Here is a 23,068-nt window from a genome sequence, read left to right on the forward strand (position 1 = left end):
TGACCGATTGAGATAGCCCGCGCGGAAAGAGGCGGCGCGTGATCCTGGATTTGGCCTTAGTCGTCGCCACGGCGTTTGCCGCGAGCCTCGTCGTATGCCTTGCCATGATCTGGATAGGGCCGGTCGACGCGCCCAATGAAGATCGCAAAGCTCACCGCGCGCCTACGCCGACCAGCGGCGGCATAGGCATCGGCGCCGGTTACGGCGTCGGCATGATCGTGCTCAGCCTGTTCTCGATCGAATGGCGCCATGAGGTCTCGCCGCAGGGCGTGGCGATGCTGTGGGTCTCGGCGCTGTTTGCGTATCCACTCTTGCTGGTTGGTTTTGTCGACGATGCGCGGCGGTTGAGCGCTGAGTTCAAATTCGCTGTCTATTCGGTTTTGGCGCTGGCGGCAGCTTGGCTCATGGGCGTCGTGATCGAGTTTCGTGTTGGCGATTTTGTCCTGGAGCTGCCGTTCATCGTTGGCCTCATCGGCACGGCGCTTTGGGTGTTTACGCTTATCAATGTCGTGAACTTCATGGACGGCGCCAACGGCATGGCCATGGGGTCCGTCGCTGTCGGCCTGGTCGCGTTGAGCGTGATCGCACTTGAAGGCAATTCAATCGGCGGCGGTGCGATCTCGCTTTGCGGCGCGGGTGCGCTCGCGGGGTTTTTGATCTGGAATTTCCCATCTGGACGCTTGTTCGCGGGGGATTCCGGGGCGTTGTTTGCAGGTTCGCTCGCGGCATTTGGCTGTTTGATTGTCATCGCGCGGACCGGCATGTCGCCGATGATTGCGCCAATTCTCTTTTTTCCACTGCTGGCGGATGCGTTGCTCACGCTTCTCTATCGCGTGCGCCGGGGGCGCTCGCTGCTGGTGGGGCACACCGAGCACATTTATCAGATCGCGCTTCGCGCCGGTTGGAGCCATGCCCGGATCTCGCTGGTCTATTGGTTCACGATGGCCGCTTGCGGCGCTGTGGGATGGTGGGCGAGCCAAGATGAAACGAATGTCGCTCCTGCGGCGTGCTTGGCGGTTCTTATCGTGTGCGCAATTGCCTTGGATGTGACGGTGCGCCGCCAGGCCGAAGGCGCCGGAATTCTCAAACGCTAAAAATCGCGGGTTTTTATTGACGCGAAGATCGTTGTCGCGTACATAACCATTTAGTTATAGAAATCCGTGGTTATGCAAATATCCGAACGCCTCGATCTGACCTTCTCTGCGCTCGCGGACCCCACCCGGCGCGCGATCTTGGCGCGGCTGGCGACGGGTGAGGCGTCGGTTCAAGAGCTTTCAGAGCCATTCGAGATGAGTCAGCCCGCCATCTCCAAACACCTCAAGGTGCTCGAGCGTGCTGGGCTCATTTCGGTCGACATCGATGCCCAGCGGCGGCCGCGCCGCTTGGAGCCGAAACGACTGGAGGAAGCCGTGGATTGGATCGAGCGTTACCGCGAAATCTTCGAGCAGAACTACCTGCGTCTCGATGCGCTGCTCGAAGAGCTGCAGACAAAACCCACGAAACGAAAACGAAAAAAAGACTGACGTTATGTCGGCTCTCATCTTGATCGCTCGTTCCTTGAATGGGCGGCCCAACATAAAATCCAAGGAAATGACAATGCCAATCGAAGTCACACAACCAAGCGACCGCGAAGTTCGGGTCGTGCGCACATTCAAAGCGCCGCGCCAACTCGTTTGGGATGCGCACACCAAGCCGGAGCTGATCAAGAAGTGGATGCTGGGTCCACCAGGTTGGGACATGCCGGTTTGTGAGATCGATGCGCGCGTTGGCGGCGCCTATCGCTGGCGCTGGCGTAGTCAGGCTGATGGCAAGGAATTCGGCTTTTTCGGCAAGTTCACGGAGGTGAACGAGCCGGGACGCATTGCGCACACGCAGCACTACGATCCGGGCGATATTGGAGGCTCTATGGAGAGCGGCGAGCCTGCGCTCATTAGCACCGAGTACACCGAGGCCAATGGTGTGACGACGCTGACGATGATCATGAAGTTCGCCTCGAAGGAAATCCGCGACGGCGCGGTTTCGACCGGCATGACCGACGGCATGGAAATTGGCTACGCGCGCCTCGATGATATGTTCAAGAAAGCCGCTTGAGGGAGAAACCGATGCCCATCGAAGTCACCCAACCAAGCGACTGCGAAGTTCGCGTCCTCCGCAGCTTCAAAGCACCCCGTCAATTGGTGTGGGATGCGCACACGAAACCGGCGCTGATGCGGAGGTGGTGCATTGGTTACCCGGGATGGACGTTGCCCATTTGCGAAATGGATGTGCGCGAAGGCGGCGAATATCGATGGCGCTGGCGGAGCGATGAAGACGGCAGTGAGTTTGGCTTCTTCGGCATGTTCAGTGACGTCAAAGAACCGTCCAAGCTCGCCCACGATCAATATTACGATCCGGGCGACATGGATTACGCAATGCCGGTTGGCGATCCATGCTTGATCACGCTCGATCTCAGCGAAGCCAATGGCGTCACGACGCTCGTTTGCACGATGAAGTTCGTTTCGAAGGACGTCTGCGATAGCGCGGTCGCCACTGGCATGACTGACGGCATGGAGGTTGGCTACGCGCGTATCGACGATATGGCCAAAGAGATGGCGTAACGATGCCAGCCAAGCATGCGGAGGCCTATTTCGCCAAGCTGAGCGCCGACAAACGCGCGACGCTTGAGAAGGTGCGCAGGGCGATCCGCGCTGCGGCGCCGAATGCGGAAGAGGGCATGAGTTACGGCATCCCCGCTTTCATTCAGGGCAAGCCGATTGCGGGGTATTCGGCGAGCGCGCGGCACTGCTCTTACTTTCCGATGAGCGGTGCAATCACGGCGCAATTCGAGGATGAACTGGCCAAGTATGAGGTCAGCAAAGGCGGCTTCAATTTTCCGATCGGCAAGCCGCCGGCCGCAGCGCTGATACGCAAGTTGGTCAAAGCACGGATTGCAGAGATCGCTGCGGCGCGATCTACGAAAAAGATCGCGGCCGCGGATGACGAACTTGCGGACTATCTCAAAGCGCTGAAGCATCCGCTCAAAAAGGAAATTGAGGCGGTTCGGCTCGTCATTCTCGGGGTTAGTCCAGCCATCAGTGAAGGCATCAAGTGGAACGTGCCGAGCTTCCGCACCGAGAAGGAATGGTTCGCAACGTTTAATGTGAGGGCTCAGGAAAGCGTGCAGCTGATCTTTCATCTGGGCGCGAAGAAGCGGTCAGATCTGAAGGCGATCAAACTCTCCGATCCGCGTGGCCTCGTGAAATGGCTCGGCAAGGACCGCGCTATGGTGACTCTGGGTGCGGGCCGCGACGTCCTGGCCAATCGCAAAGCGCTGGAGGCCATCGTTCGCGCATGGATCAAGCACCTCTGATGGCGACGAAAAAGAAGATCGCGCCGAAGACGGCGATCGCGAAGGCGGCGCTTGATGTGAAGGCGATAGTCGCTGAGCTGAAGCGCGCGGGCCCGGCGGCGTACAAGGCGGACATGGCGAAGCGCATCGGGCATGATCATGCGCTGGCCGAACAGCTCTGAGCGATCGGCATCCATGACGCCCGCATGCTCCCATGGTGGACGATCCTGCCGACGTGACACCCGCCCAAATGGAGCACTGGGTGAAGGGCATGGACAATTGGGGCATCGTCGATACGGCATGCTTCCACTATTGGGATCGAACGCCACACGCTTTCGCGAAGATAGAAAAATGGTCGAAGGCAAAGGTGAGTTCGTGAAGCGGGCGGCTTTTGCGTTGCTCGCGAGTTGCGCTCTTCACAAGCAAGGTGCCGACGAACAAATCCTGCGCGGGCTTGAGCTCATCGAGCGCCAAGTGTCGCACGAGCGCAACTTCGTGAAGAAGGCCGCGAACTGGGCGCTGCGTGCGATCGGGGGCAAAGCGAGCCCGAAGCTGCGCGCTGGCGCGCGTGCGATCGCGAAGCATCTCGCTGAATCGGAAAGCGCAACAGCACGGTGGAACGGCAAGGATGCACTGCGCGCCTTCGCCAAGGGAGGAAAGTGATGTTCGAGAAGGTGGCATTCACGATGTACTCAGTCACCGATCCCGCCAGGGCGCGTGACTTTTATGAAAACACTCTGGGCCTCAAGCTCGGCAGTCACGGCAGCCACGGCGTCATGCACTGGATCGAGTTCGATCTGCCGGGCGGTGGCTGTCTTGCGCTCACCAACGCGACGGGTCAGGCGCCGGGCGGCGGCGGCATGGTGGCGTTTGAGGTCGCGGACCTCGACGCAGTGATCGCGGACCTCAAGGCCAAGGGCGTGACGTTCAAGAGCGATATAATCAAGGTCCGCGCTGCCGAATGAGCAACATCCTCGACAGCGAAGGCAACGGCATCGTGCTGCACCAGCTGGATCACAAGCACTGACGCTCGGCGGCGACTAATACGCCCGCTCGACCACGAACTCGGGCAACGCTTCAAGCGCTTCGCGATAAGCGTTCGCCGGCAGCCCCTTCAGTGCATTCCGCGCCGCATCTGCATGTGCGCGCGCCGCGTCCAAAGTCAGCGCAATGGCGTTGTGGCGCTTCACTAAAGCAACGGCGCGATGGAAGTCGTCGTCCGTGCGCTCGCCGCCGACGACCCGCCGCCAAAAGACGCGCTCGCTGTCGTCGCCCGCGTCGCGCGCGAAGATCACCGGCAGCGTAACTTTGCCTTCGCGAAAATCATCGCCGGCGTTCTTGCCCATTGTGGCGCTGGCGCCGCCATAATCGAGCGCATCGTCCACGAGTTGGAAGGCAAGCCCGAGTTCACGGCCGTATGTTTCGAGAGCGATGGCCTCGGGGCCGGCGCGGCCGGCCGCAACGGCGCCGGACTTTCCGGCGGCCGCGAACAGGGCGGCGGTTTTGGCCGCGATGATTGCCATGTAGCGCTCGCGCGTCGTCTCGGCGTCGTTCGCGGCTGCCAATTGCATGACCTCGCCCTCGGCGATGACGCTCGCGGCGCGGGCGAGAATGTCGAGCACCTGGATGTCGCCCGTTTCAACCATGAGGTTGAACGAGCGCGCGAACAGAAAGTCGCCGACGAGGACGCTGGCCGAATTGCCCCAGACGACATTCGCGCTTTTCTTGCCGCGGCGCATGGAAGAGACGTCGACGACATCGTCGTGCAGCAATGTCGCGGAATGAATGAACTCGACGGCGGCCGCCAACTTGCGTGGACCGTCACCGCCGCCGCCGAGCAAGCGCGCCGCAGCGAGCGTGATCAGGGGGCGAATACGTTTGCCGCCAGCGTCGATGAGGTGCGCGGCCAGATTTGGGATCGTGCCGACCGGGCTTGCCAAATATTGGTGGATGATCGCGTCGACGGCGGTGAGATCTTCCGTCAGAAGCGCAGACAGCCGGTCCACCGCATTGGGGGCGCCGGTCGCGTCTTTGGCAGGTCCGACCGCCGGTCCCAAAAGGCTCTCCGCTTGACGTTCTTGTTATGACCAAACGATGGTGGGGCCTGACGCGCGGGTCAAGCTGGGTTCCACCGGTCGCGCGCAAGGGTCGCACGGGCTTTTATGGCCGAACCTGAGATTACAGAAGATGCATTGCTGGGTGGCCGCATCCACGTTCGCCAACCGGCGCGCGGGTATCGCGTCAACGTCGACACGTTGCTGCTCGCGGCCGCAACAGAAGCGAAAGATGGCGCGCGATTGTTAGAAGCCGGCTGCGGTGTGGGCGCTGCGTTGCTTGCCATCGCTGTACGCAATGAGAACGTAAAACTGCTCGGAGTCGAACGCGATCAGAACATCGCATCTATCTCACGCGAAAATGTCGCCGCTAACGCGATGACGCATCGCATTGAAATCGTGACAGGCGATGCGCTCGATCGCGCGTTGAATATTGGCGTGTTCGATGGCGTGCTGGTGAACCCACCATACGACCTTGAAAATGAAGGGCGCGCGCCAGCGGAATCACGCCGCTATGCGCATATTGCCGACCATCCCTTGGATACGTGGATTGCGGCGCTCGCGGACCGGCTGACGGGCGGCGCGGCGCTGACGATGATCCATCGTGCAGCGAAGATGCCCGAGATTTTGGCGGTGTTGGACGGGCGTCTTGGCGGCGCCGAAGTTATCCCCATTCGGCCGCGTGAGGGCGAGGCGGCGGGGCGGGTTTTGGTGCGCGCGCGGAAGGGGTCGCGGGCCCCCTTCCGGCTTTGCCCGGAACTTGTGCTCCATGATACGTCCGGAGCAAAATACACCCCGGAAACAGAGGCGATTTTGCGCGGTGAGGCGGCGATCAGCTTCGGCTGATTGACTCCAAACTGCGGGGCGAGCAGAGGTTCGCCCAACGGAGCCGCCCGACGCGAGTCGCGCCCATCCGGCCAGACAAATGAACCCCGTGGAAGAGAGCGCCGAAGATGCGCCCCCGAAGGAGCAACCGCCCCGGAAACTCTCAGGGAACCGGACCGCGGGGGGATGAACACGCTGGAAAGAGCGCTGGACCAAGGGTCAGCGCCGCCGACGGAGTAAGCCGCGAACTGATGCGGTGAATCTCTCAGGCGCCAGGACAGCGGGGGCTGCGTGCACCTTTCGCACGCGCCGCGCGTACCTGGGTTTATGATGGCCGACACAACACCTCTGAAATTGCCTCTCGATGCAATCTGGCGCGCGCGCACGTCCAAGTTCGGTGATTTCGCCGGCTATGACATGCCGCTTCAGTTCGAGGGTCTGATCCCCGAGCACAATTGGACGCGCGCGCATGCGGGCCTGTTCGATGTCAGCCACATGGGGCCGAGCTTCTTTGCTCTGCCGAAAGGCCACGGCCTCGAGGCAGAGGAAGCACATAAGAAAATCGCATCGCTGATCGAGCGGCTTGTGCCCGCGGATATTCAGGGGTTGAAGCCCGGGCAAGTCCGCTACACGATGATCACCAACGAAGATGGCGGCGTGCTGGACGATTTGATGATCGCGCGCCCGGCTGAGCCCGCTGCGGCGGGCGATCTCTACATTGTCGTTAACGCCGGATGTAAGCACGAGGATTGGGCGCTGATCGCGCAAGCAACGAAGGGCGAGGCCAATCTCGTCCGCGCCGACGATCGCTGTTTGCTGGCGTTGCAGGGGCCGACCGCGCACGAAGTGGCGGCGGCAGTCATCGATCCCGCGCTCGCTGAGATGAACTTCATGACAGTGAAACGCTACGATGCGTTCGGGCGGATCACGGTGACACGCTCGGGTTATACCGGCGAAGACGGCTACGAAATTTTGGTGCGCGCCGAGCACGCGGCCGATCTCGCAAACGCGCTGCTGGCGCACGCTGAAGTGAAGCCGATTGGCTTGGGCGCGCGGGACTCGCTGCGCCTTGAAGCGGGTCTTTGCCTTTATGGGCATGACCTCGATCCCAAGACCTCGCCGATCGAAGCTGATCTCGCCTGGACGGTTCAGAAGCGCCGCCGCGAGGCGAAGGATTTTCCTGGCGCCAAGCGCATACTGCGCGAGTACGAGCTCGGCGCGGCGCGAAAACGCGTCGGCATCCGTCCCAATGATCGCGCCCCGGCGCGCGAGGGCGTTGAGATCTACAAAGACGGCAAGAAGGTTGGCGTTGTCACCAGTGGCGGCTTCTCACCAATCCTGAATGGCCCGATCTCGATGGGATATGTCGACGCCGAATTCGCCGAGCCCGGGACAGGCCTTGAACTCATGATCCGCGGCCAAGCTCGCGCCGCAACTGTTACGCCGCTGCCGTTTGTGCCGCACCGTTATCACCGCCCGAAGAAGGGGAGCTAAGACCCATGACCACGCGTTTCACCAAAGACCACGAATGGGTCCGTCTGGATGGCGACATCGCCACGGTCGGCATCAGCAGCTACGCTGCCGAGCAATTGGGGGATGTCGTTTACGCCGAGCTTCCGGCCGTCGGTAAAAATGTGAAGCAAGGCGATGATCTTGCCGTCGTCGAGAGCGCCAAGACCGCCTCCGACGTTTATGCGCCGGTCTCGGGCGAGGTCCTTGAAGGCAATTCCGCGATTGCCGGGGAAAATTGGCAGATCATCAACGATGAACCGCAAACCGGTGGCTGGTTCGTGAAGATTAAGGTCACCGACAAGTCGGAACTTGACGCGCTGATGGATGAAGCCGCGTACGCCGACTACGTGAAGGGCCTCTAATGCGCTATCTGCCCCTTACCGAAGCTGATCGCGAGCAGATGCTCGGCGTGATCGGCGCGAAGAATGTCGATGAGTTGTTCGTTGATGTGCCTAAGGCTGCGCTGCTGAAAGATCTGGTTGATCTGCCGAAAGCGCAGGGCGAGATCGAGGTGCATCGCCACCTCCAGCGCCTAGCTGAAAAGAACACGCCGGCTGGCCGCACGGCGTTTTTCCTTGGCGCAGGCGCTTATCGCCATCACGTGCCGGCAAGCGTCGATCACCTTATCCAGCGCAGCGAGTTCTTGACGGCCTACACACCGTACCAGCCGGAAATCGCGCAAGGGACACTGCAGGCGCTCTACGAATTCCAAAGCCAGGTCGCGCAATTGCTCGACATGGAAGTAGCTAACGCCTCAATGTATGACGGCTCTACGGCCTGCGCTGAAGCTGCGATGATGGCGGCGCGTGTTACCAAGCGGAAGAAGATCGTCTTCTCCGGCGGCGTTCATCCGCACTACATCGATACGGCGCGCACCGCTTGTGAGGCGCTGGGGCTCGAAATCGTGGCGCTGCCCGCAGCTGTCGACGATGAAGCCGCTGTTATGAAGCATCTCGGCGCGGACGTTGCCGGCGTGATTGTGCAGTCTCCCAACGTGTTCGGCACCATTACGGATATTACCAAGATCGGCGAAGCTGCGCACGGCGCCGGCGCCCTGCTGATCGCGACCTTCACCGAGTGCGTTTCGTTTGGCCTGATCGAACCAGCCGGCGCGATGGGCGCGGATATCGTCTGCGGTGAAGGTCAATCGATCGGCAATGCGCTGAACTTTGGTGGGCCGTACGTTGGGCTGTTCGCCGTGAAGGAAAAGCTGATCCGTCAGATGCCCGGCCGCGTCGCTGGCGAAACGCTGGACGCCGACGGTAAGCGCGGCTTCGTGCTGACGCTATCGACCCGCGAGCAGCATATTCGCCGCGAGAAAGCGACGTCGAACATCTGCACCAATTCAGGTCTTTGCCAGTTGGCTTGGACGATCCACATGACGCTGCTGGGCGAAAGGGGCCTGCGCCAACTCGCAACGCTCAATCATGAGAAGGCGATCGCGTTGGCCGATGCGCTCGACAAGGTCTCTGGGGTTGAGGTGCTGACGAGGCGCTACTTCAACGAGATCGCGATCCTGCTGAAGAAGCCGGCGCAAGGCGTCGTCGATGCGTTGGCCGAGAAGGGCGTCATCGGCGGCATCGCCGTAAGCCGTCTCAATCCGAAAGCCGGAATGGACAACGTGCTCATCGCGTGCGCCACGGAAATGAACACTGACCAAGATATCGCGACCTTTGCCAAGGCGCTGAAGGAAGTGCTGCAATGATCACCGACACCACATCCGGCAATCGCGGCCTCCTGCAGGCTGAACCGCTGATCTTCGAAAGCGGCCATGTGACGGGCACGGGCGTCGATCTGCCAGCGCCGAAGGGCACACCGAACAAGCTGGGCGGCCTAACACGCAAGGCGGCGCTCGATTTGCCGGGCTTCTCAGAGCCGGAAACGATGCGTCACTTTGTGCGCCTCAGCCAAAAAAACTACGCCATCGATCTTGGTCTCTTCCCGCTTGGCTCATGCACGATGAAGCACAATCCGCGTCTCAATGAGCGCGCGGCGCGTTTCGAAGGCTTCGCGGACCTCCACCCGCTGCAGCCGACGTCGACGATCCAGGGCGCGCTTGAGCTCATGGACGAGCTGGCACACTGGCTCTGCACGCTGACGGGTATGCCGGCAGTTGCGCTTTCGCCGAAAGCGGGCGCGCACGGCGAGTTTGCCGGCATGTTGGCGATCAAGGCGGCGCTCGAGGCGCGCGGCGAGTCGCATCGCAAGCGCGTGCTGGTGCCGTCCTCGGCGCATGGCACAAACCCGGCGACAGCCGTCGCTGCCGGCTTCACCGTGGATGAAGTGAAGGGCGATGAGGACGGCCGCGTCGATCTTGAAGACGTGGTCGCAAAATTGGGACCGGACGTCGCCGCGATCATGATCACCAACCCCAACACGTGTGGTCTGTTCGAGCCGGATATCAAAAAGATCGCTGACGCCGTTCATGCCGCCGGAGCGTACTTTTACTGCGACGGCGCCAATTACAACGCCATCGTCGGCAAGGTGCGCCCTGGCGACCTTGGCGTCGACGCGATGCACATCAACCTGCACAAGACGTTCTCGACGCCGCACGGCGGCGGTGGTCCTGGCGCTGGTCCGACCGTGCTTTCAGCAGCGCTGGCGCCGTTTGCGCCTGTGCCGCACATTGTATTGCGCGGCGGTACGCGCGAATTGCGCGAGCACACCGATGGCACGCAAGCGTTTGGGCGGATGTGCGCCTTCCATGGCCAGATGGGCATGTTCACGCGCGCGCTGACCTACATGATGAGCCACGGCAGTGACGGTCTGCGCCAGGTTGCGGAAGATGCAGTCCTGAATGCGAACTACCTGCTGGCGCGTTTGAAGCCGCATTTCAGCGCGCCGTTCGGCGATCGTCCGTGCATGCACGAAGTGCTGCTCGACGATTCCAGCATCAAACCGGCTGGTGTCGAAACCATTGATATGGCGAAGGCGCTGCTGGACGAGGGCTATCACCCGTTCACGACCTACTTCCCGCTGGTGGTTCACGGCGCGATGCTTATCGAGCCGACAGAAACCGAACCGAAGCGGGAACTCGATCGCTTTGCCGATGTCATGATCGCGCTCGCCGAGCGGGTGAAGGCCGGCGAAGTCGAGTTCTTCAAGCAGGCGCCGAAGCTTACGCCCATGCGCCGCTTGGATGACACGCGCGCCGCGCGTCAGCCGAAATTGCGCTGGCGCCGTGGCCAGAACGACACTGGCGCAAAAGTCGCGGCTGAGTGATTAGGCGGCGCTCCCCGTGAGCGCCGCCACGATCACCCAAACGCCGGTCGCGGCCAAAAGTACGGCGGCAGTCGCGCGGACGTATGAGAGCGGAACCATGCGCGTTACGGTTTCGCCGAGGAACACCGCAGGCACGTTGGCCAGCATCATACCAAGCGTGGTGCCGGTGGTGACCAGCGCGATATCGTGGAAGCGAGCAGCGAGCAGCGATGTCGCGATCTGAGTCTTGTCGCCAATCTCCACGAGGAAGAACGCAACGAGCGTCGTTAAAAACACGCTGCCTGCGCTGGGTTGTCCGGCGCGTTCATCTTCTTTGTCAGGGATGAGTGCCCAAGCCGCCATCATCACGAAGGCGCCGCCGACGATGAGTTGGAATATCTGACCGCTCAGCCATTGAGCAATGAGAAAGCCCAGCGTCGCGGCGCCAGCATGATTAAGGAGCGTCGCGCAGAGAATGCCAAGAATGATCGGCACGGGTGCTCGGAAGCGCGCTGCGAGTACGATCGCGAGTAATTGGGTTTTGTCGCCGATCTCCGCGATCGCAACCAAACCTGCCGATGTCCAAAGGGCTTCCATGAAATGCGTCCGGGGCCTGTGCTGACACGACGACGCAACACATCGCGCGGCCCTCGCGTAATGCGGCGTCGTCGGTCTCGCCAATCTGGATCGAATGATCCACCGCCTGCGCCATGCCCAGACCTAAGGGTCAGATAGCAAGTATGTTGACGCGAGCGCCGCTGAACGTTGCGGCCGGCTACTCCCCGATAACGAGGGCTACATAGGCAAGCGCGTCTGCGAGGTCAAATGTGCGAGGCGTTCGCAGTCTTAAGCGGCGAGCGCGCGCGGAGAATAATCGCGGCCTTCGGCGATTAGCCGCCATTGGTTCACATGGGGCGGCTCATCGTCGAGCCAGCGCGCCTTGCCACCCTCGATGATTAGGATCTCTTCCCATTTCGCACCCGTCGTTCCGTTGCCCGCGTGAGGTTCGACGAGCCACAAGCCGTCGAATGGCTTATGCCGGGAGGTGGGCGAGGTGTTCCAGAGCGGTGAGCGCGCAAGGTGCGCGCGCGCAGCGAACTCGTTGGCGTAAAACCAGCTGAGCGAGAGAGTGTCAAATCCCCTCGAGCGCCAGAGGAATGGCAAGCGCGGCAGGCGCATGGCGCGGTGTCCGAGCACCTCGCCCGGGTGCTTGCAATGCACCGGTTCGTAGCCGAGTTCGATAATGCGTTTTTCGACTTCGCTAGCGGCGGCATGGAACGTGGCGCCTTGGTTGACCATGGCGGGAACGCTTTGTCTGAACTCCGCTAGACTCTGCATCATGGCGCGATGTGCTTCGCTCTCGCCGAGGCAGAACGAAAACGAAGTATCGACGAGGTACTCGCCGAAGATCGGTGAGGCGTCGAAGATGACGGCCTCGTTTGCCATGACAGCGCGCTTCTTCGGAAAGAACTTGCCGACCGGCCAGGCGCCGGGAAGCGCGGTGCGTTCGCCGAACAGCACAACCGGGAGATGAAAGAAACTCTTTACGCCTTCATGACGGTAAGCTTGCACTAGCCGGTGCGCGACATCGCGTTCGAGCATTCCCGGCTCAAGGCTGCGGGCCTCTTCTTGCAGGATCGAAAATGAGAGATGTTGCAGCGTGCGGAAGCGATCAAGTTCGCCATCGCTGAAGCGACGCGTCTTGAACATCAGGTCGCGGCCTTTGGCCGAGCGGCTATCACGGCGAGGAGCGCGAGAAGGGCGGGCGCGGCTTGTGTGTAGAGAATGGTCATCTTCGCTGTGAGGCCGCCATAGGCGCCGGCGACGATGACGCAGAGCAGAAAGAACGTCATGAACTCGCCGTTGTCGCGTAGGGCGCCCCAGAGCAGGCCAGCGGCGAGGAAGCCGTTATAGAGGCCCTGGTTGGCTGCGAGCACGGACGATTGCGCGGCGAACTCCGGCGTCATGGCGAAGACGCGCTGGCCGATTGGCCCGGACCAGAGAAACATCTCGAGCGCCAGAAATCCAAGGTGCAAGAGCGCCACGAGAACGACGAGGCCGCGCGCGAGAATGCCCATAAGTATCTCCAATGAGAAACGGGCCGGAGCTTAGCTCCGGCCCGTCAATCTTGTCTCGCAATGTTGGAGCTTTAGCCGAACTTGCGCTTCAGGTCGGCGGCGCCTTCCTGAACCAACGCCGCCTGGGCGCTGTCATTCATACGTTCACGGAGCATCCGTTCAGCAGCGGCGATCGCGGCGTCTGCGGCTGCGGCGCGGACTTCATCCGACGCCTTCGAACCGGCTGCGGCGATGCGATCCTCGGCTTGCTTCTCGCGGCGCTGCATGGCGGCGATCATGTTGGCGCGGGTTTCCTCGGCGACCAGAGCCGCCTGCTCTTTGGCTGTATCCACGATCGCCTTGGCTTCCGCTTCGGCAGCGGCGCGCTTGGCTTGGTAGTCCGCCAGAAGCTTTTCCGCTTCCTCACGAAGGCGGCGAGCCTCGTGTAGTTCTTTTGCGATAGATTGCGAGCGCTGATCGAGCATGCCCATCACCATCGCCGGCACCTTGAGGTAGACCAGCAGGGCGAAGAACAGGACCAGCCCTAGAAACGCGATTTCTGTTGCGGTGATTTCCATCGCGTTTCTCCTCAGGCCGCGTTGCGCGCGCTCGCCGGGGCGAGCTTGTCGGCGATGTCCCGAGCAAGCGCCTCGGCGATTGCTGGGACCTCGGCCAACGCCTTTTGCCGCTCGGCAGCCACCTTCGCTTCGGCCTCTGTGATCTTCGCGTTGAGGCGAGTTTCAGCGGCTTCCTGCTCGGCGGCAAGTTTTGCGGTCACGTCGGCGCGAGCGGCTTCGACCATGGCGCGGGCTTCGGCGCGAGCCTTGGCCACAGCCTTCTCCATCGAAACGCGCGCGTCCTCGGCGGCAGCGCTTTTCTGCGCGGCTTGATCGAGGTCGCTTGAGATCGTGCCCGCACGCGCCGCCAAGACGGCGCTGACACGAGGCACGATGAAGCGCGAAACGATGAGATAGAGCGCCACGAATGTGATCGAGAACCAGATCAACTGGCTCGTGAACAACGACGTGTCGAACGGCGGGAACGACGCAGCAGCGTGATCGCCGCCATGGGCGGCGGCCGCACCATGCGCGGCGTCAGCGCCATGGGCTGCGTCTGCTGCGTGGGTGTCTGCTGCGGTGTCAGCCATTGGTGTTGCTTACTTCGGCACGACGAAGAGCAGGAGGATGGCGATCAGGAACGAGAAGATGCCCAGCGCTTCCGTCACGGCGAAGCCGAAGATCAGGTTGCCGAATTGGCCCGGAGCGGCTGACGGGTTGCGCATGGCGCCCGACAGGAAGTTGCCGAAGATGATGCCCACGCCGATGGCGGCGCCGAGCATGCCGAGGCTGGCGAGGCCAGCGCCGATGTATGCAGCTGCAGTTGCGTCCATAGTAAAGTCTCCCCTTTGGGTCTGAGTTCAGCCGGGCGTTAGTGCCCGGGGTGAAGAGCGTCGTTGAGATAAATGCAGGTGAGCAGCGCGAACACGTACGCTTGCAAGAAAGCGACAAGGAATTCGAGGCCGTAGAGCGCGACAGTCATCGCCATCGGCAGGATCGAAAGCGCCATAAAGGCGCCGCCCGCCGCGACGAGCATCGGCACGAAGCTCGCGAACACTTTAAGAAGGATGTGGCCGGCCAGAATGTTCGCCCAGAGACGAACCGAGTGGCTGAGCGGACGCGAGAAGAACGAGATGATCTCGATCAGCACGACCAGCGGCAAAATGTAAATCGGTACGCCCGATGGTGTGAAGATCTTAAAGAACTTTGCGCCGTTCTTCGCGAGCCCGACGACGATCACGGTCGTGAACACCATGAGCGCCAGCGCCGCGGTGACGACCAGTTGGCTCGTCGTGGTGAAGAAGTACGGGAACATGCCGATCATGTTCGCCATGAAGATGAACAGGAACAGGCTGAAGACGAACGGGAAGAACTTCTTCACGCCCTCGGCGCCGGTGGCGTCCTTCACCATGTCGTGGATGAAGCTGAAGGCGCCTTCGGCCGCGACCTGACCACGGCCCGGGACGAGCGCGGCAGGCTTCATCGCCCAATTGAAGAAGAGGAACGTCGCGGCGACACCCGCGCCCATGAACACGGTCGCGTTGGTGATGCTTGCGTCAACGCCCGCGATCTCAATCGGGATCAGCGGCGTGATGTGAAACTGGTGGATCGGATCGTTCGACACTTAAGCGCTCAGTCCTCTTCATCGTCCGGGATGGACGGTGCATTCGGATCCGGCGGATTGGCCCGGTTGTACGATTGTGCGACCCGCACAACGTTGACCACGCCCGCCGCGAACCCCAGTCCGAGACCGATCACCAATCCCCACGGTCCCGTGTGGACGAAATAATCGACCCCGTACCCGAGCAATGCGCCGACGATGATTGCCGCACCAAACTCTCCGCCAAACCTGAGCGCCAGCGAAGCTGGACTCTCGGGAGGTGGCGATTGCGAAGGACCCTGTCCGCGGGCGGCGTCTACACGCCGTCGCAGGTTAGAAAGGGCGTCTTCCGGCGGTTCTCTGTCAGCCATTGAACGGTCCACGCGCCCAAGGGGGCGACTCGTTACGAGACCCCCTTATTCGCGCGCGCGGAAACTAGCAGCGGTCCCCCAGAGGTCAAGGAAACCGCGTGCGACATTTGCTTCGGCTTTTGAGGCGCCAGCGCAGGCCTCCCCTGCAATGAGGGGAGGCCCGGCCGGAGGGGGCGGATCGTTGCTCTAGAACGTTCCGCTGAGCTGCAGGATGAACCACGGCGCCTGAGCGAATTCGCGCTGGCGATAGTCGCGCGAGGTGTTGATGCCGTTGCGCCCGAGGGACTGGATTCCCGGGGTTCCGAGGTCGCCGTCCTGGTTGAAGAAGCGGCGATCGCGATAGACCGTGCCGTCGAACAGGTTCGCGGCGATCGCGGTGAGCTTCATGTTGTGGGGCAGCGCCGTCGTTTCGACGACGAGGTCAACCCAGGGGCCTTCTTCGCTTGTATCGATCTCGTTGAAGCGATAGGCCTGAATTTCACCCTGCCTGAAAACGCTGAGGCTCCAGGCGAGGCGAAGATCGGGCAGATCCTGGCGGAAGTTCACCTCGACCTGCGATTCTGGCCGGTACGAGAAAATGCGCGGTTGGCTGGTGAGTGGATCGGTGACTTCGGTGTCCCAGAGATAGCCCTGCACCGTGAGGCGCCCGCCTTCGACGTGCGGCACCGGCGTTGAGAAGTTCACATCGAGGCTCGTGGCTTCACCGTCACCTAGATTGCCCGGCGCGTCGTAGCCGGCCAGCGGGATGTAAACGACGTCGGTGACATCGCTGATTTGGTGTTGGGTAAGCGTGAGACTGAGCGCGGCGCCGCCTGGGAAGCGGAGGTCTGCTCCGAGTTCGTAACGCCAGTCAGTTTCCGGCACGAGGTTGGGGTTGCCGCCGGAGATGATGGCGTCGGCGGTGGCCGCCGCCGAGACGAAGTCACCGAAATCAAGCTGGCTGACATCGCGATACACGCGGAAGCGCAATTGGTTGTTGCCGGCGAAGTTGCGGGTGATCTGGACGGACGGCTTCCAGAACGCGAGATCGACGGTTTGATTGCTGTCGCCGGTGAAGGTGAGGGTCGAGGTTTCCCAATTCAGGCGTGTCTCGACCGACCATTGGTCGTTCGGGCGCCAGGTATGGGAGGCGAAGAGTTCCGCCCGTTCTTCCTCGACGAGGACGTTGGCGTTGTCGAACGAGGGCGGGGCGAAGCTGCCGGATAGCTGAAGCCGCTGATCGAGCGAGTTGAATGCACCCTCGGCGCCGAACTCGATGCGGTGTCGGGGGCCAAGTGAGCGCGAAAGCGTGCCGCGCAAAATGGATTCACCAGAGTCCTGAACGATATCCTGCTGAAAATCGCCGACTGGCGCGTTCAGATTGTCCAGGAAGATGTCGTCTTCGTCGTTCTCATAGCGCGAGCGATTGACGAGGCCGATGACGCCAAGCGACCAGGGACCGATGTCACGGTCGTAGTTTATGCCGAACTCGAAGCCATGGCTGTGTTCCTGCAAATCCTGCAGGAGCGCGTCACGCGGGGCGTCAGCCGCATCGTAGAAATAATAGTCGTTGTCGGCGTTGAAGCGGAACGCGTTGACTTGCGCGTTGGTGCTGAGCCGTCCTCCGAGGAACGGGAACGCGATGCTGCCTGTGATGCTGCCTTCGCGCACGTCGCGCGGCGAGGGCGTCTCGGCGCGGCCTGCATAAACTTCGCCTGGCTCGTTTGAAAAAATCCGCCAACCTGGCAAATCGCGATATTGGCTGAACAACGAGCCGGCGAGGCTGTATTCAACGTTGCCATTGCGGCCGCTGTAGGAAAGTTCGCCGCGCGGGGCGGGAACGCCGCGTGAGGTGAGTTCAAAGCCTGCCTCGTAGACGCCGCTTCCAGCGCTGGCTGTGCGCACGAGGTTGAGCAACGTGGACTGCCCAGACGCATCACCCGCGACTGCCGCGCCGCGCAAAACTTCAAGGCGGACGACCTGGTTCGCGGGAATGCGAGACAGGATGCCTTCAACGCCCTGGCTCTTGGTGCTTGGGCGGACGCCGTCGATCAGCAGATTGCCGACAGCGCCGGAGAAACCGCGCCGGTCAGCGCCGCCGTCGAGCGAGAAGCCCGGAATCTGGCGCACCATGTCGAGCGCGGTTTGGGGATTGTACTGGGTGAAGAAGCCGGTGTCGTAGACGACCCGGTCAGAGGACGATGTCGGTGTGAGCGACGAGCAGGTTGGCTGCGGCTCGCAGCCGGGTGCGGTTGTTGCAGGCGCGGGCGCTTCTTGCGCATACGCGACGCCGCTCAGCGCCAGCGCCGAGACCATCATGCGGCCAAGCATTCTTCTTTCCCCTCCCGTCGCCGTCTCCCGCGGCGTGCGGCTTCGCGCAAATACGCTGCTGCATGTTTCAGGATCATTGCAGCATGTTTCTTGGATGCGACTAGGAGGTACTTTTTCGAGGCGAATGCAGCCGGTTGCGACGAAGCGGCGGGGCGGCGCGACGGCTGAAAACGAAAACGCCGCTGAGGGTGACCCCAGCGGCGCTCCGTAGTTTTGAAGGGAAGAAAGTTACTTCTTCTTCTTCGCAGCCTTGGCTTTGGTTTTCGCGCCAGACTTGGCAACCTTCGCCGTTTTCTTTTTCGCAGCCATAGTATCAACCTCCCCAAACATTGGGATGCAACTAGCTCTGCTTCGATTCTCTAAAATGTAAATGCACGCGCATGGACTACGTCCCGCCGACAGTCAGTCCGGTGATGTAGAGAGTCGGCTGTCCGACGCCGACCGGAACGCTCTGCCCGGCTTTGCCGCAGGTGCCGACGCCTTCGTCCAATTCGAGATCGTTGCCGACCATTGTGACGCGTGTAAGCGCGCTCGGACCATCACCGATCAGCGTTGCACCTTTGATCGGATATTTGATCTTTCCGTCTTCGACGAAGTACGCCTCCGTGCATTGGAATACGAACTTGCCGGAGGTGATGTCGACTTGTCCGCCTCCGAAATTAACCGCGTAAACGCCGCGCTTGAGTGATGCGACGATTTCTTTCGGATCTTTATCGCCCGCAGTCATGAAGGTGTTGGTCATGCGCGGCATTGGCCGGTGGGCGTAGCTTTCGCGGCGGCCTGAACCAGTTGGAGCAACGCCGGTGAGACGCGCGTTCAATCGATCCTGCAGGTAGCCTTTGAGGATGCCGTCTTCGATCAAAACGGTCCGTTGAGTCGGCGTGCCTTCGTCGTCAATCGTTAGCGAGCCGCGACGATTTTCGAGCGTGCCGTCATCCACAACTGTTACCCCCGGCGCCGCGACGCGTTGTCCGATCATGCCGGAGAATGCGCTGGTGCCTTTGCGATTGAAGTCGCCTTCGAGCCCGTGGCCGACAGCTTCGTGGAGCAACACACCTGGCCAACCAGGGCCAAGCACGACGTCCATTTCGCCAGCGGGCGCTGGCTCGGCGTCGAGGTTCACCAGTGCGATGCGCAGCGCCTCGTCAGCGAGGCGCTTCCATCGATCGGGTGCAATGAAGACTTCGTACGGCTCGCGGCCGCCGGCGCCGGCGGAGCCGCTTTCGCGGCGGCCATCTCGTTCGACCGTGATCGAGACATTGACCCGCACCAGAGGGCGGTGGTCGGTCAACTTGAGGCCGTCCGGACGCAGGATGGTGAGCCCTCGGCGCGCGCCGGACAGCGTGGCCGCTACCTGAACGACGCGGGGATCCTTCGCCCGGCAATAGGCGTCGATCTTTGCGAGTAGGTTGGTCTTGTCGGTGAAAGAGGGCGCTTCGATAGGATCGAAATCCGCATAAAGCTGGCGGTTCACTCTGGCTGGGCTGACGTCGAGCGCACCATCATGGCCAGATTTCACAGCCACGGCGGCTTCAGCAGCGCGCGATACGGCCTCGGTTTCGAGAACGCTTGCGTGACCGTAGCCGGCGCGCTCCCCGGCGACGACCCGGAGGCCAAAGCCCTGGGTTGCGTCGAACGAGGCGGACTTCAGCCGGCCATCGTCCCAATAGAAGCTCTCAGCCCGGGTGTCTTCGGCGAAGATCTCGCCGTCGTCCGCTCCCTTTGTGGCGTCCGCGAGGATGCGGGCGGCTGCCTCCCAATCCATCTCAGCGGCGCGTTCAGGTGTAGCGGACAGCCCATCGGCCATGTCGTTCGTCTCCGGGGTAATAATGTGCGCTCAATATAGTCGCGGAGTCGCGCCGCGCCGTAGCCGGAACGGTCGAAAACTGTAAGTCGCTGATTTTATTGACGCGAAGTGGCGCTTTGCGAGGCTTCCAGGTGTTGGCGGCGCTGGCGCGCGAAACGTTGCAGTTCCGCATTGGCTGGGCCCCAATCGGGGTAGATTTCTAATGCGGTATTATAATCCTCATAGGCGCCGCGATAGTCGCCCAGCGCCTCGCGCGCTGCGCCTCTATTGAAATACGCCTTGTATGGCTCCTGGACGCCAAGCCCGAGCGCCTCCGTAAAGGAGGCGATCGCGGGGCCGTAGCGGTGGAGCTGGAGCAGCGCTGCGCCGCGGTTCACCTGCGCCTCCGGATGGCGCGGTTGAAGTGCAATCACCGCGTCGAAATCAACCAGCGCCAGCTCGTTCTCCTGACGGCGCATGTGCGTCACGCCACGGTTGATGCGCAGCTGAATTTCCGCCGCCTGCGTGAGGTGGCGGTATTGCAAGGCCTCGTCGCAGATAGCGACTGTTTCGTCCGTGATTTGACCGCGCATGACTTGGTCGCTGCAACGGCGCGCATTTGGATCGCGGCCCACCACCGTAACGGCGGAGGGATCGGTTCGCTGTGCGAACGCGAGATCAGCGAAAGCGACGCCCATGATGAGGGCCGCGAACACCGGAATCGCAATCGAGAAGCGCCTTGGAAGCCAAGCGCGGCTCATGCTAGCACCCCACCCTGTTGGAGACTTACAAACCCGCAAGGCGCGGTCGTTTGCCGCGCCCGGCGACTATAGGCGCGAGCTTCGGCGCGCGCCATACCGGCGCTGAATCTCAAGGGAGGAGAACTGCGTGAAGCGAGGGGCTTTGATCGCAAGCATCGCCACAGGTGTGATGTCATTTGCGGGCGCTGCACACGCGACTCTGTTGCAAGGGCAGCCCACGCCGCGCGGCATGCATCTGCAGCCGGCCGCAACCGAGATCATGCGAGAGATCACGAGTTTTCATGATTTTCTCCTGTGGATTATCGTCGCTATCACCATCTTCGTGGCCGCCCTCCTGATCTGGGTAATGCTGCGCTACAATCGTCATGCCAATCCGACGCCAAAGAAATTCACCCACAACATGTTGGTGGAAGTCATCTGGACTGTTGTGCCGGTTCTCATCCTTGTCGTGATCGCTTGGCGTTCGTTCCCGTTGATCTACCAAGAAGAACGCATCCCCGAAGCTGAACTGACGCTGAAGGTCACTGGAAATTCCTGGTTCTGGAATTTCGAATACCCGGACGCTGGTGTCACCATTGCGGCGAACCTGTTGCCGGAAGAGGACGCGCGCGCTCAACAGCGTCCATATCTGTTGGCGACGACCGAGCCGTTGCTGGTGCCGGTCGACACCACGGTGCGCGTACTCGTGACCTCGAACGATGTGATCCACGCGTTCGCACTGCCGGCTTTCGGCGTTAAGGAAGACGCCATCCAAGGCCGCGTGAACGAGACGTGGTTCCGCGCCGATACGCCAGGCACGTATTACGGGCAGTGCTCTGAATTGTGCGGCGTCAATCACGCGTACATGCCGATCGAAATTCGCGTCGTGACGCGCGCGGAGTTCGACGCTTGGATCGCCGGGCATGGCGGCGCATTTGCGTCCGCCGAGCCCGCGCCTGCCGCGACGGGCGAGGGCGCAGCTACGACACCGCCTGCAACTGAACAACCGGCCGCTGCGCCGTCGACGCCGACGCGCTGAGGAGCGAGGACCAATGACGCACGAAGCTGCTCACGCCGCGGATCATCACGAAGATCACCGCCCCAGCCTTTGGGATTGGAAGCGCTGGGTCTATTCAACGAACCATAAGGACATCGGCACGATGTACCTTATCTTCGCGATTTTCGCGGGCCTCATCGGCGGCGCGCTTTCCGGCTTCATTCGCTGGGAATTGGCTGAGCCGGGCGTGCAGGTGTTCACCGAGGGCTCGCTGCTCGCGAACATGCTCGGCATGGATTCGAACCATTCCTACAACGTCGCCGTGACCATGCACGGCCTGATCATGATCTTCTTCATGGTCATGCCGGCGATGATCGGCGGTTTCGGCAATTGGTTCGTGCCGCTCATGATCGGTGCGCCTGATATGGCGTTTCCGCGCATGAACAACATCTCGTTCTGGCTGTTGCCGGCGTCGTTCACGCTTGCCGTTCTATCGATGATCGTGCCGGGCAACGGCGATTGGCAAGGCTTCGGCGGCGGCTGGACGCTTTATGCGCCGCTCTCGACGTCGATGGCGCACCATGGCGGACCGTCGATGGATCTCTTGATCCTCTCGCTCCACATCGCGGGCGCGAGCTCGATCCTCGGTGCGGTCAACTTCATCACGACGATCTTCAATATGCGGGCGCCGGGCATGACGCTCCACCGTATGCCGCTGTTCGTGTGGTCGATCCTCGTGACGGTTTGGTTGCTCGTGCTGTCGCTGCCGGTTCTGGCTGGCGCGCTCACGATGCTGCTGACCGACCGTAACTTCGGTACGCAATTTTTCGAGCCGGCAGGCGGTGGCGATCCGGTGATGTACCAGCACTTGTTCTGGTTCTTCGGTCACCCGGAAGTTTATATTCTTATCCTTCCGGGCTTCGGTATGATCTCGCAGATCGTGTCGACGTTCTCGAAGAAGCCCGTGTTCGGTTATCTCGGCATGGCCTACGCCATGGTTGCGATCGGCGTTATCGGCTTCGTCGTGTGGGCGCACCACATGTACACCGTCGGTATGGGCCTCGATCTTGAGGCTTACTTTATCGCCGCTACGATGGTCATCGCGGTGCCAACGGGCATCAAGATCTTCTCGTGGATTGCGACGATGTGGGGTGGCTCGATCGAATTCAAGCTCCCGATGCTTTGGGCGATCGGCTTCATCTTCCTGTTCACCGTCGGCGGCGTTACCGGCGTCGTGCTGGCGAACTCGGGCATCGATACGGCGCTGCACGACACTTACTACGTCGTCGCGCACTTCCATTACGTGCTTTCGCTCGGCGCCGTTTTCGCGATCTTCGCGGGCTTCTACTACTGGATCCCGAAGATGAGCGGCTACCGCTACAACGGCTTCCTCGGCGGTCTGCACTTCTGGATCATGTTCGTCGGCGTCAACGTCATCTTCTTCCCGCAGCACTTCTTGGGCCTGCAGGGGATGCCGCGCCGCTACATCGATTACCCAGAGGCCTTCCAGTATTGGAACCAGATCTCTTCGATCGGTTACGTGATCACGGTGGTGGGCGTGCTGGTGTTCTTGGTCATGTTGGCTGAGATGTTCATCGTTCGCCGCAAGGCCGGTGCGAATCCGTGGGGCGAAGGCGCCACCACGCTTGAGTGGACACTCTCGTCGCCGCCGCCCTTCCACCAGTTCAACGAACTGCCGGTGATTAAGCCGGACACGCACCACTGAGAGG

The 23,068-nt window shown here is 61.5% G+C and carries 28 protein-coding genes and 2 riboswitches; of the genes, 16 read left to right on the plus strand and 12 right to left on the minus strand.

What is annotated here, in order from left to right; all coding sequences use genetic code 11:
* Positions 1 to 38 precede the first annotated feature (38 nt).
* The 9 genes from ATE48_RS16295 to ATE48_RS16330 all read left to right on the plus strand — a co-directional run bounded on the left by ATE48_RS16295 (position 39) and on the right by ATE48_RS16330 (position 4,293).
* Entirely contained in the window at positions 39 to 1,094 is a 1,056-nt protein-coding gene (locus tag ATE48_RS16295; RefSeq protein ID WP_066773341.1) for a glycosyltransferase family 4 protein, read from the plus strand.
* Positions 1,095 to 1,166: 72 nt separating this feature from the next.
* A complete protein-coding gene (locus ATE48_RS16300; protein ID WP_066773344.1) occupies positions 1,167 to 1,523 on the plus strand; it encodes an ArsR/SmtB family transcription factor in 357 nt (118 codons plus the stop codon).
* Positions 1,524 to 1,596: 73 nt separating this feature from the next.
* A complete protein-coding gene (locus ATE48_RS16305; protein ID WP_228126662.1) occupies positions 1,597 to 2,091 on the plus strand; it encodes an SRPBCC family protein in 495 nt (164 codons plus the stop codon).
* An 11-nt stretch (positions 2,092 to 2,102) separates the two neighbouring features.
* Positions 2,103 to 2,597 (plus strand): SRPBCC domain-containing protein, encoded by a 495-nt coding sequence (locus ATE48_RS16310; protein ID WP_066773347.1) that lies wholly within the window; start codon positions 2,103 to 2,105, stop codon positions 2,595 to 2,597.
* Positions 2,598 to 2,599: 2 nt separating this feature from the next.
* On the plus strand, positions 2,600 to 3,349 hold the full coding sequence (locus ATE48_RS19490; protein WP_083197415.1) for a DUF1801 domain-containing protein: 750 nt from the start codon (positions 2,600 to 2,602) through the stop codon (positions 3,347 to 3,349).
* Complete coding sequence (locus tag ATE48_RS16320) at positions 3,349 to 3,510, plus strand: hypothetical protein (protein WP_156767826.1); 162 nt, start codon at positions 3,349 to 3,351, stop codon at positions 3,508 to 3,510. Before ATE48_RS19490 ends, ATE48_RS16320 begins: the two co-directional genes overlap by 1 nt.
* 32 nt (positions 3,511 to 3,542) lie before the next feature.
* Positions 3,543 to 3,707, plus strand: coding sequence for a DNA alkylation repair protein (locus ATE48_RS20110; protein ID WP_228126663.1), 165 nt, complete (start codon positions 3,543 to 3,545; stop codon positions 3,705 to 3,707).
* Complete coding sequence (locus ATE48_RS20115) at positions 3,680 to 3,991, plus strand: DNA alkylation repair protein (RefSeq protein WP_066773351.1); 312 nt, start codon at positions 3,680 to 3,682, stop codon at positions 3,989 to 3,991. Before ATE48_RS20110 ends, ATE48_RS20115 begins: the two co-directional genes overlap by 28 nt.
* The gene (locus tag ATE48_RS16330; RefSeq protein WP_228126664.1) at positions 3,991 to 4,293 is read left to right on the plus strand and encodes a VOC family protein; all 303 of its coding nucleotides are present in this window, start codon (positions 3,991 to 3,993) and stop codon (positions 4,291 to 4,293) included. Before ATE48_RS20115 ends, ATE48_RS16330 begins: the two co-directional genes overlap by 1 nt.
* A 75-nt stretch (positions 4,294 to 4,368) precedes the next feature.
* On the opposite strand, the gene ATE48_RS16335 is transcribed toward ATE48_RS16330, so the two are convergent.
* Positions 4,369 to 5,385: a polyprenyl synthetase family protein gene (locus tag ATE48_RS16335; RefSeq protein ID WP_083197417.1), complete on the minus strand. Its 1,017-nt coding sequence runs from the start codon at positions 5,383 to 5,385 to the stop codon at positions 4,369 to 4,371.
* A 105-nt stretch (positions 5,386 to 5,490) separates the two neighbouring features.
* Here ATE48_RS16335 and ATE48_RS16340 point away from each other — a divergent pair, with 105 nt between their 5' ends.
* From ATE48_RS16340 to gcvPB, 5 genes are all read left to right on the plus strand, one after another.
* Complete coding sequence (locus ATE48_RS16340; protein ID WP_066773355.1) at positions 5,491 to 6,228, plus strand: tRNA1(Val) (adenine(37)-N6)-methyltransferase; 738 nt, start codon at positions 5,491 to 5,493, stop codon at positions 6,226 to 6,228.
* A 79-nt stretch (positions 6,229 to 6,307) separates the two neighbouring features.
* A riboswitch (glycine riboswitch) is annotated at positions 6,308 to 6,396 on the plus strand.
* A riboswitch (glycine riboswitch) is annotated at positions 6,397 to 6,498 on the plus strand.
* Positions 6,499 to 7,701, plus strand: coding sequence for a glycine cleavage system aminomethyltransferase GcvT (gcvT, locus tag ATE48_RS16345; RefSeq protein WP_228126665.1), 1,203 nt, complete (start codon positions 6,499 to 6,501; stop codon positions 7,699 to 7,701).
* Between the two features lie 5 nt (positions 7,702 to 7,706).
* Positions 7,707 to 8,081: a glycine cleavage system protein GcvH gene (gcvH, locus tag ATE48_RS16350; protein WP_066773358.1), complete on the plus strand. Its 375-nt coding sequence runs from the start codon at positions 7,707 to 7,709 to the stop codon at positions 8,079 to 8,081.
* Positions 8,081 to 9,424 carry an aminomethyl-transferring glycine dehydrogenase subunit GcvPA gene (gene gcvPA, locus ATE48_RS16355; RefSeq protein WP_066773361.1) on the plus strand — a complete coding sequence of 448 codons (1,344 nt, stop codon included), beginning with the start codon at positions 8,081 to 8,083 and terminating at the stop codon, positions 9,422 to 9,424. The genes gcvH and gcvPA overlap by 1 nt, the downstream gene beginning before the upstream one ends.
* Complete coding sequence (gcvPB, locus tag ATE48_RS16360) at positions 9,421 to 10,941, plus strand: aminomethyl-transferring glycine dehydrogenase subunit GcvPB (protein ID WP_066773364.1); 1,521 nt, start codon at positions 9,421 to 9,423, stop codon at positions 10,939 to 10,941. The genes gcvPA and gcvPB overlap by 4 nt, the downstream gene beginning before the upstream one ends.
* Here the strand turns inward: gcvPB and ATE48_RS16365 are convergent, their stop codons facing one another.
* From ATE48_RS16365 to ATE48_RS16415, 11 genes are all read right to left on the minus strand, one after another.
* Positions 10,942 to 11,517 (minus strand): TMEM165/GDT1 family protein, encoded by a 576-nt coding sequence (locus ATE48_RS16365; RefSeq protein ID WP_066773367.1) that lies wholly within the window; start codon positions 11,515 to 11,517, stop codon positions 10,942 to 10,944. It lies immediately after the preceding gene.
* Positions 11,518 to 11,766: 249 nt separating this feature from the next.
* The gene (locus tag ATE48_RS16370; protein WP_066773369.1) at positions 11,767 to 12,630 is read right to left on the minus strand and encodes a M24 family metallopeptidase; all 864 of its coding nucleotides are present in this window, start codon (positions 12,628 to 12,630) and stop codon (positions 11,767 to 11,769) included.
* On the minus strand, positions 12,630 to 12,998 hold the full coding sequence (locus ATE48_RS16375; RefSeq protein WP_066773372.1) for a DUF1304 domain-containing protein: 369 nt from the start codon (positions 12,996 to 12,998) through the stop codon (positions 12,630 to 12,632). The genes ATE48_RS16370 and ATE48_RS16375 overlap by 1 nt, the downstream gene beginning before the upstream one ends.
* Before the next feature lie 71 nt (positions 12,999 to 13,069).
* On the minus strand, positions 13,070 to 13,555 hold the full coding sequence (locus ATE48_RS16380; protein ID WP_066773378.1) for a F0F1 ATP synthase subunit B family protein: 486 nt from the start codon (positions 13,553 to 13,555) through the stop codon (positions 13,070 to 13,072).
* An 11-nt stretch (positions 13,556 to 13,566) separates the two neighbouring features.
* Complete coding sequence (locus ATE48_RS16385; RefSeq protein ID WP_066773381.1) at positions 13,567 to 14,124, minus strand: F0F1 ATP synthase subunit B family protein; 558 nt, start codon at positions 14,122 to 14,124, stop codon at positions 13,567 to 13,569.
* Positions 14,125 to 14,133: 9 nt separating this feature from the next.
* On the minus strand, positions 14,134 to 14,367 hold the full coding sequence (locus ATE48_RS16390; protein WP_066773383.1) for a F0F1 ATP synthase subunit C: 234 nt from the start codon (positions 14,365 to 14,367) through the stop codon (positions 14,134 to 14,136).
* 38 nt (positions 14,368 to 14,405) lie between these two features.
* Positions 14,406 to 15,158 carry a F0F1 ATP synthase subunit A gene (locus ATE48_RS16395; protein WP_066773385.1) on the minus strand — a complete coding sequence of 251 codons (753 nt, stop codon included), beginning with the start codon at positions 15,156 to 15,158 and terminating at the stop codon, positions 14,406 to 14,408.
* 8 nt (positions 15,159 to 15,166) lie between these two features.
* Positions 15,167 to 15,505, minus strand: coding sequence for an AtpZ/AtpI family protein (locus tag ATE48_RS16400; RefSeq protein ID WP_066773388.1), 339 nt, complete (start codon positions 15,503 to 15,505; stop codon positions 15,167 to 15,169).
* Between the two features lie 186 nt (positions 15,506 to 15,691).
* A complete protein-coding gene (locus ATE48_RS16405; protein ID WP_066773390.1) occupies positions 15,692 to 17,815 on the minus strand; it encodes an outer membrane beta-barrel protein in 2,124 nt (707 codons plus the stop codon).
* Between the two features lie 385 nt (positions 17,816 to 18,200).
* Entirely contained in the window at positions 18,201 to 19,622 is a 1,422-nt protein-coding gene (gene tldD / locus ATE48_RS16410) for a metalloprotease TldD (RefSeq protein WP_066773392.1), read from the minus strand.
* 95 nt (positions 19,623 to 19,717) lie between these two features.
* Positions 19,718 to 20,362 carry a tetratricopeptide repeat protein gene (locus ATE48_RS16415; RefSeq protein ID WP_066773394.1) on the minus strand — a complete coding sequence of 215 codons (645 nt, stop codon included), beginning with the start codon at positions 20,360 to 20,362 and terminating at the stop codon, positions 19,718 to 19,720.
* A 127-nt stretch (positions 20,363 to 20,489) separates the two neighbouring features.
* Between ATE48_RS16415 and coxB the strand changes: the two genes are divergently transcribed.
* On the plus strand, positions 20,490 to 21,380 hold the full coding sequence (gene coxB, locus ATE48_RS16420) for a cytochrome c oxidase subunit II (RefSeq protein ID WP_156767827.1): 891 nt from the start codon (positions 20,490 to 20,492) through the stop codon (positions 21,378 to 21,380).
* 13 nt (positions 21,381 to 21,393) lie between these two features.
* Entirely contained in the window at positions 21,394 to 23,064 is a 1,671-nt protein-coding gene (ctaD, locus tag ATE48_RS16425; RefSeq protein ID WP_066773398.1) for a cytochrome c oxidase subunit I, read from the plus strand.
* The last annotated feature ends 4 nt before the right edge of the window (positions 23,065 to 23,068 follow it).

This window comes from Candidatus Viadribacter manganicus, assembly GCF_001679665.1.
GTDB classification, from domain to species: domain Bacteria; phylum Pseudomonadota; class Alphaproteobacteria; order Caulobacterales; family Aquidulcibacteraceae; genus Vitreimonas; species Vitreimonas manganica.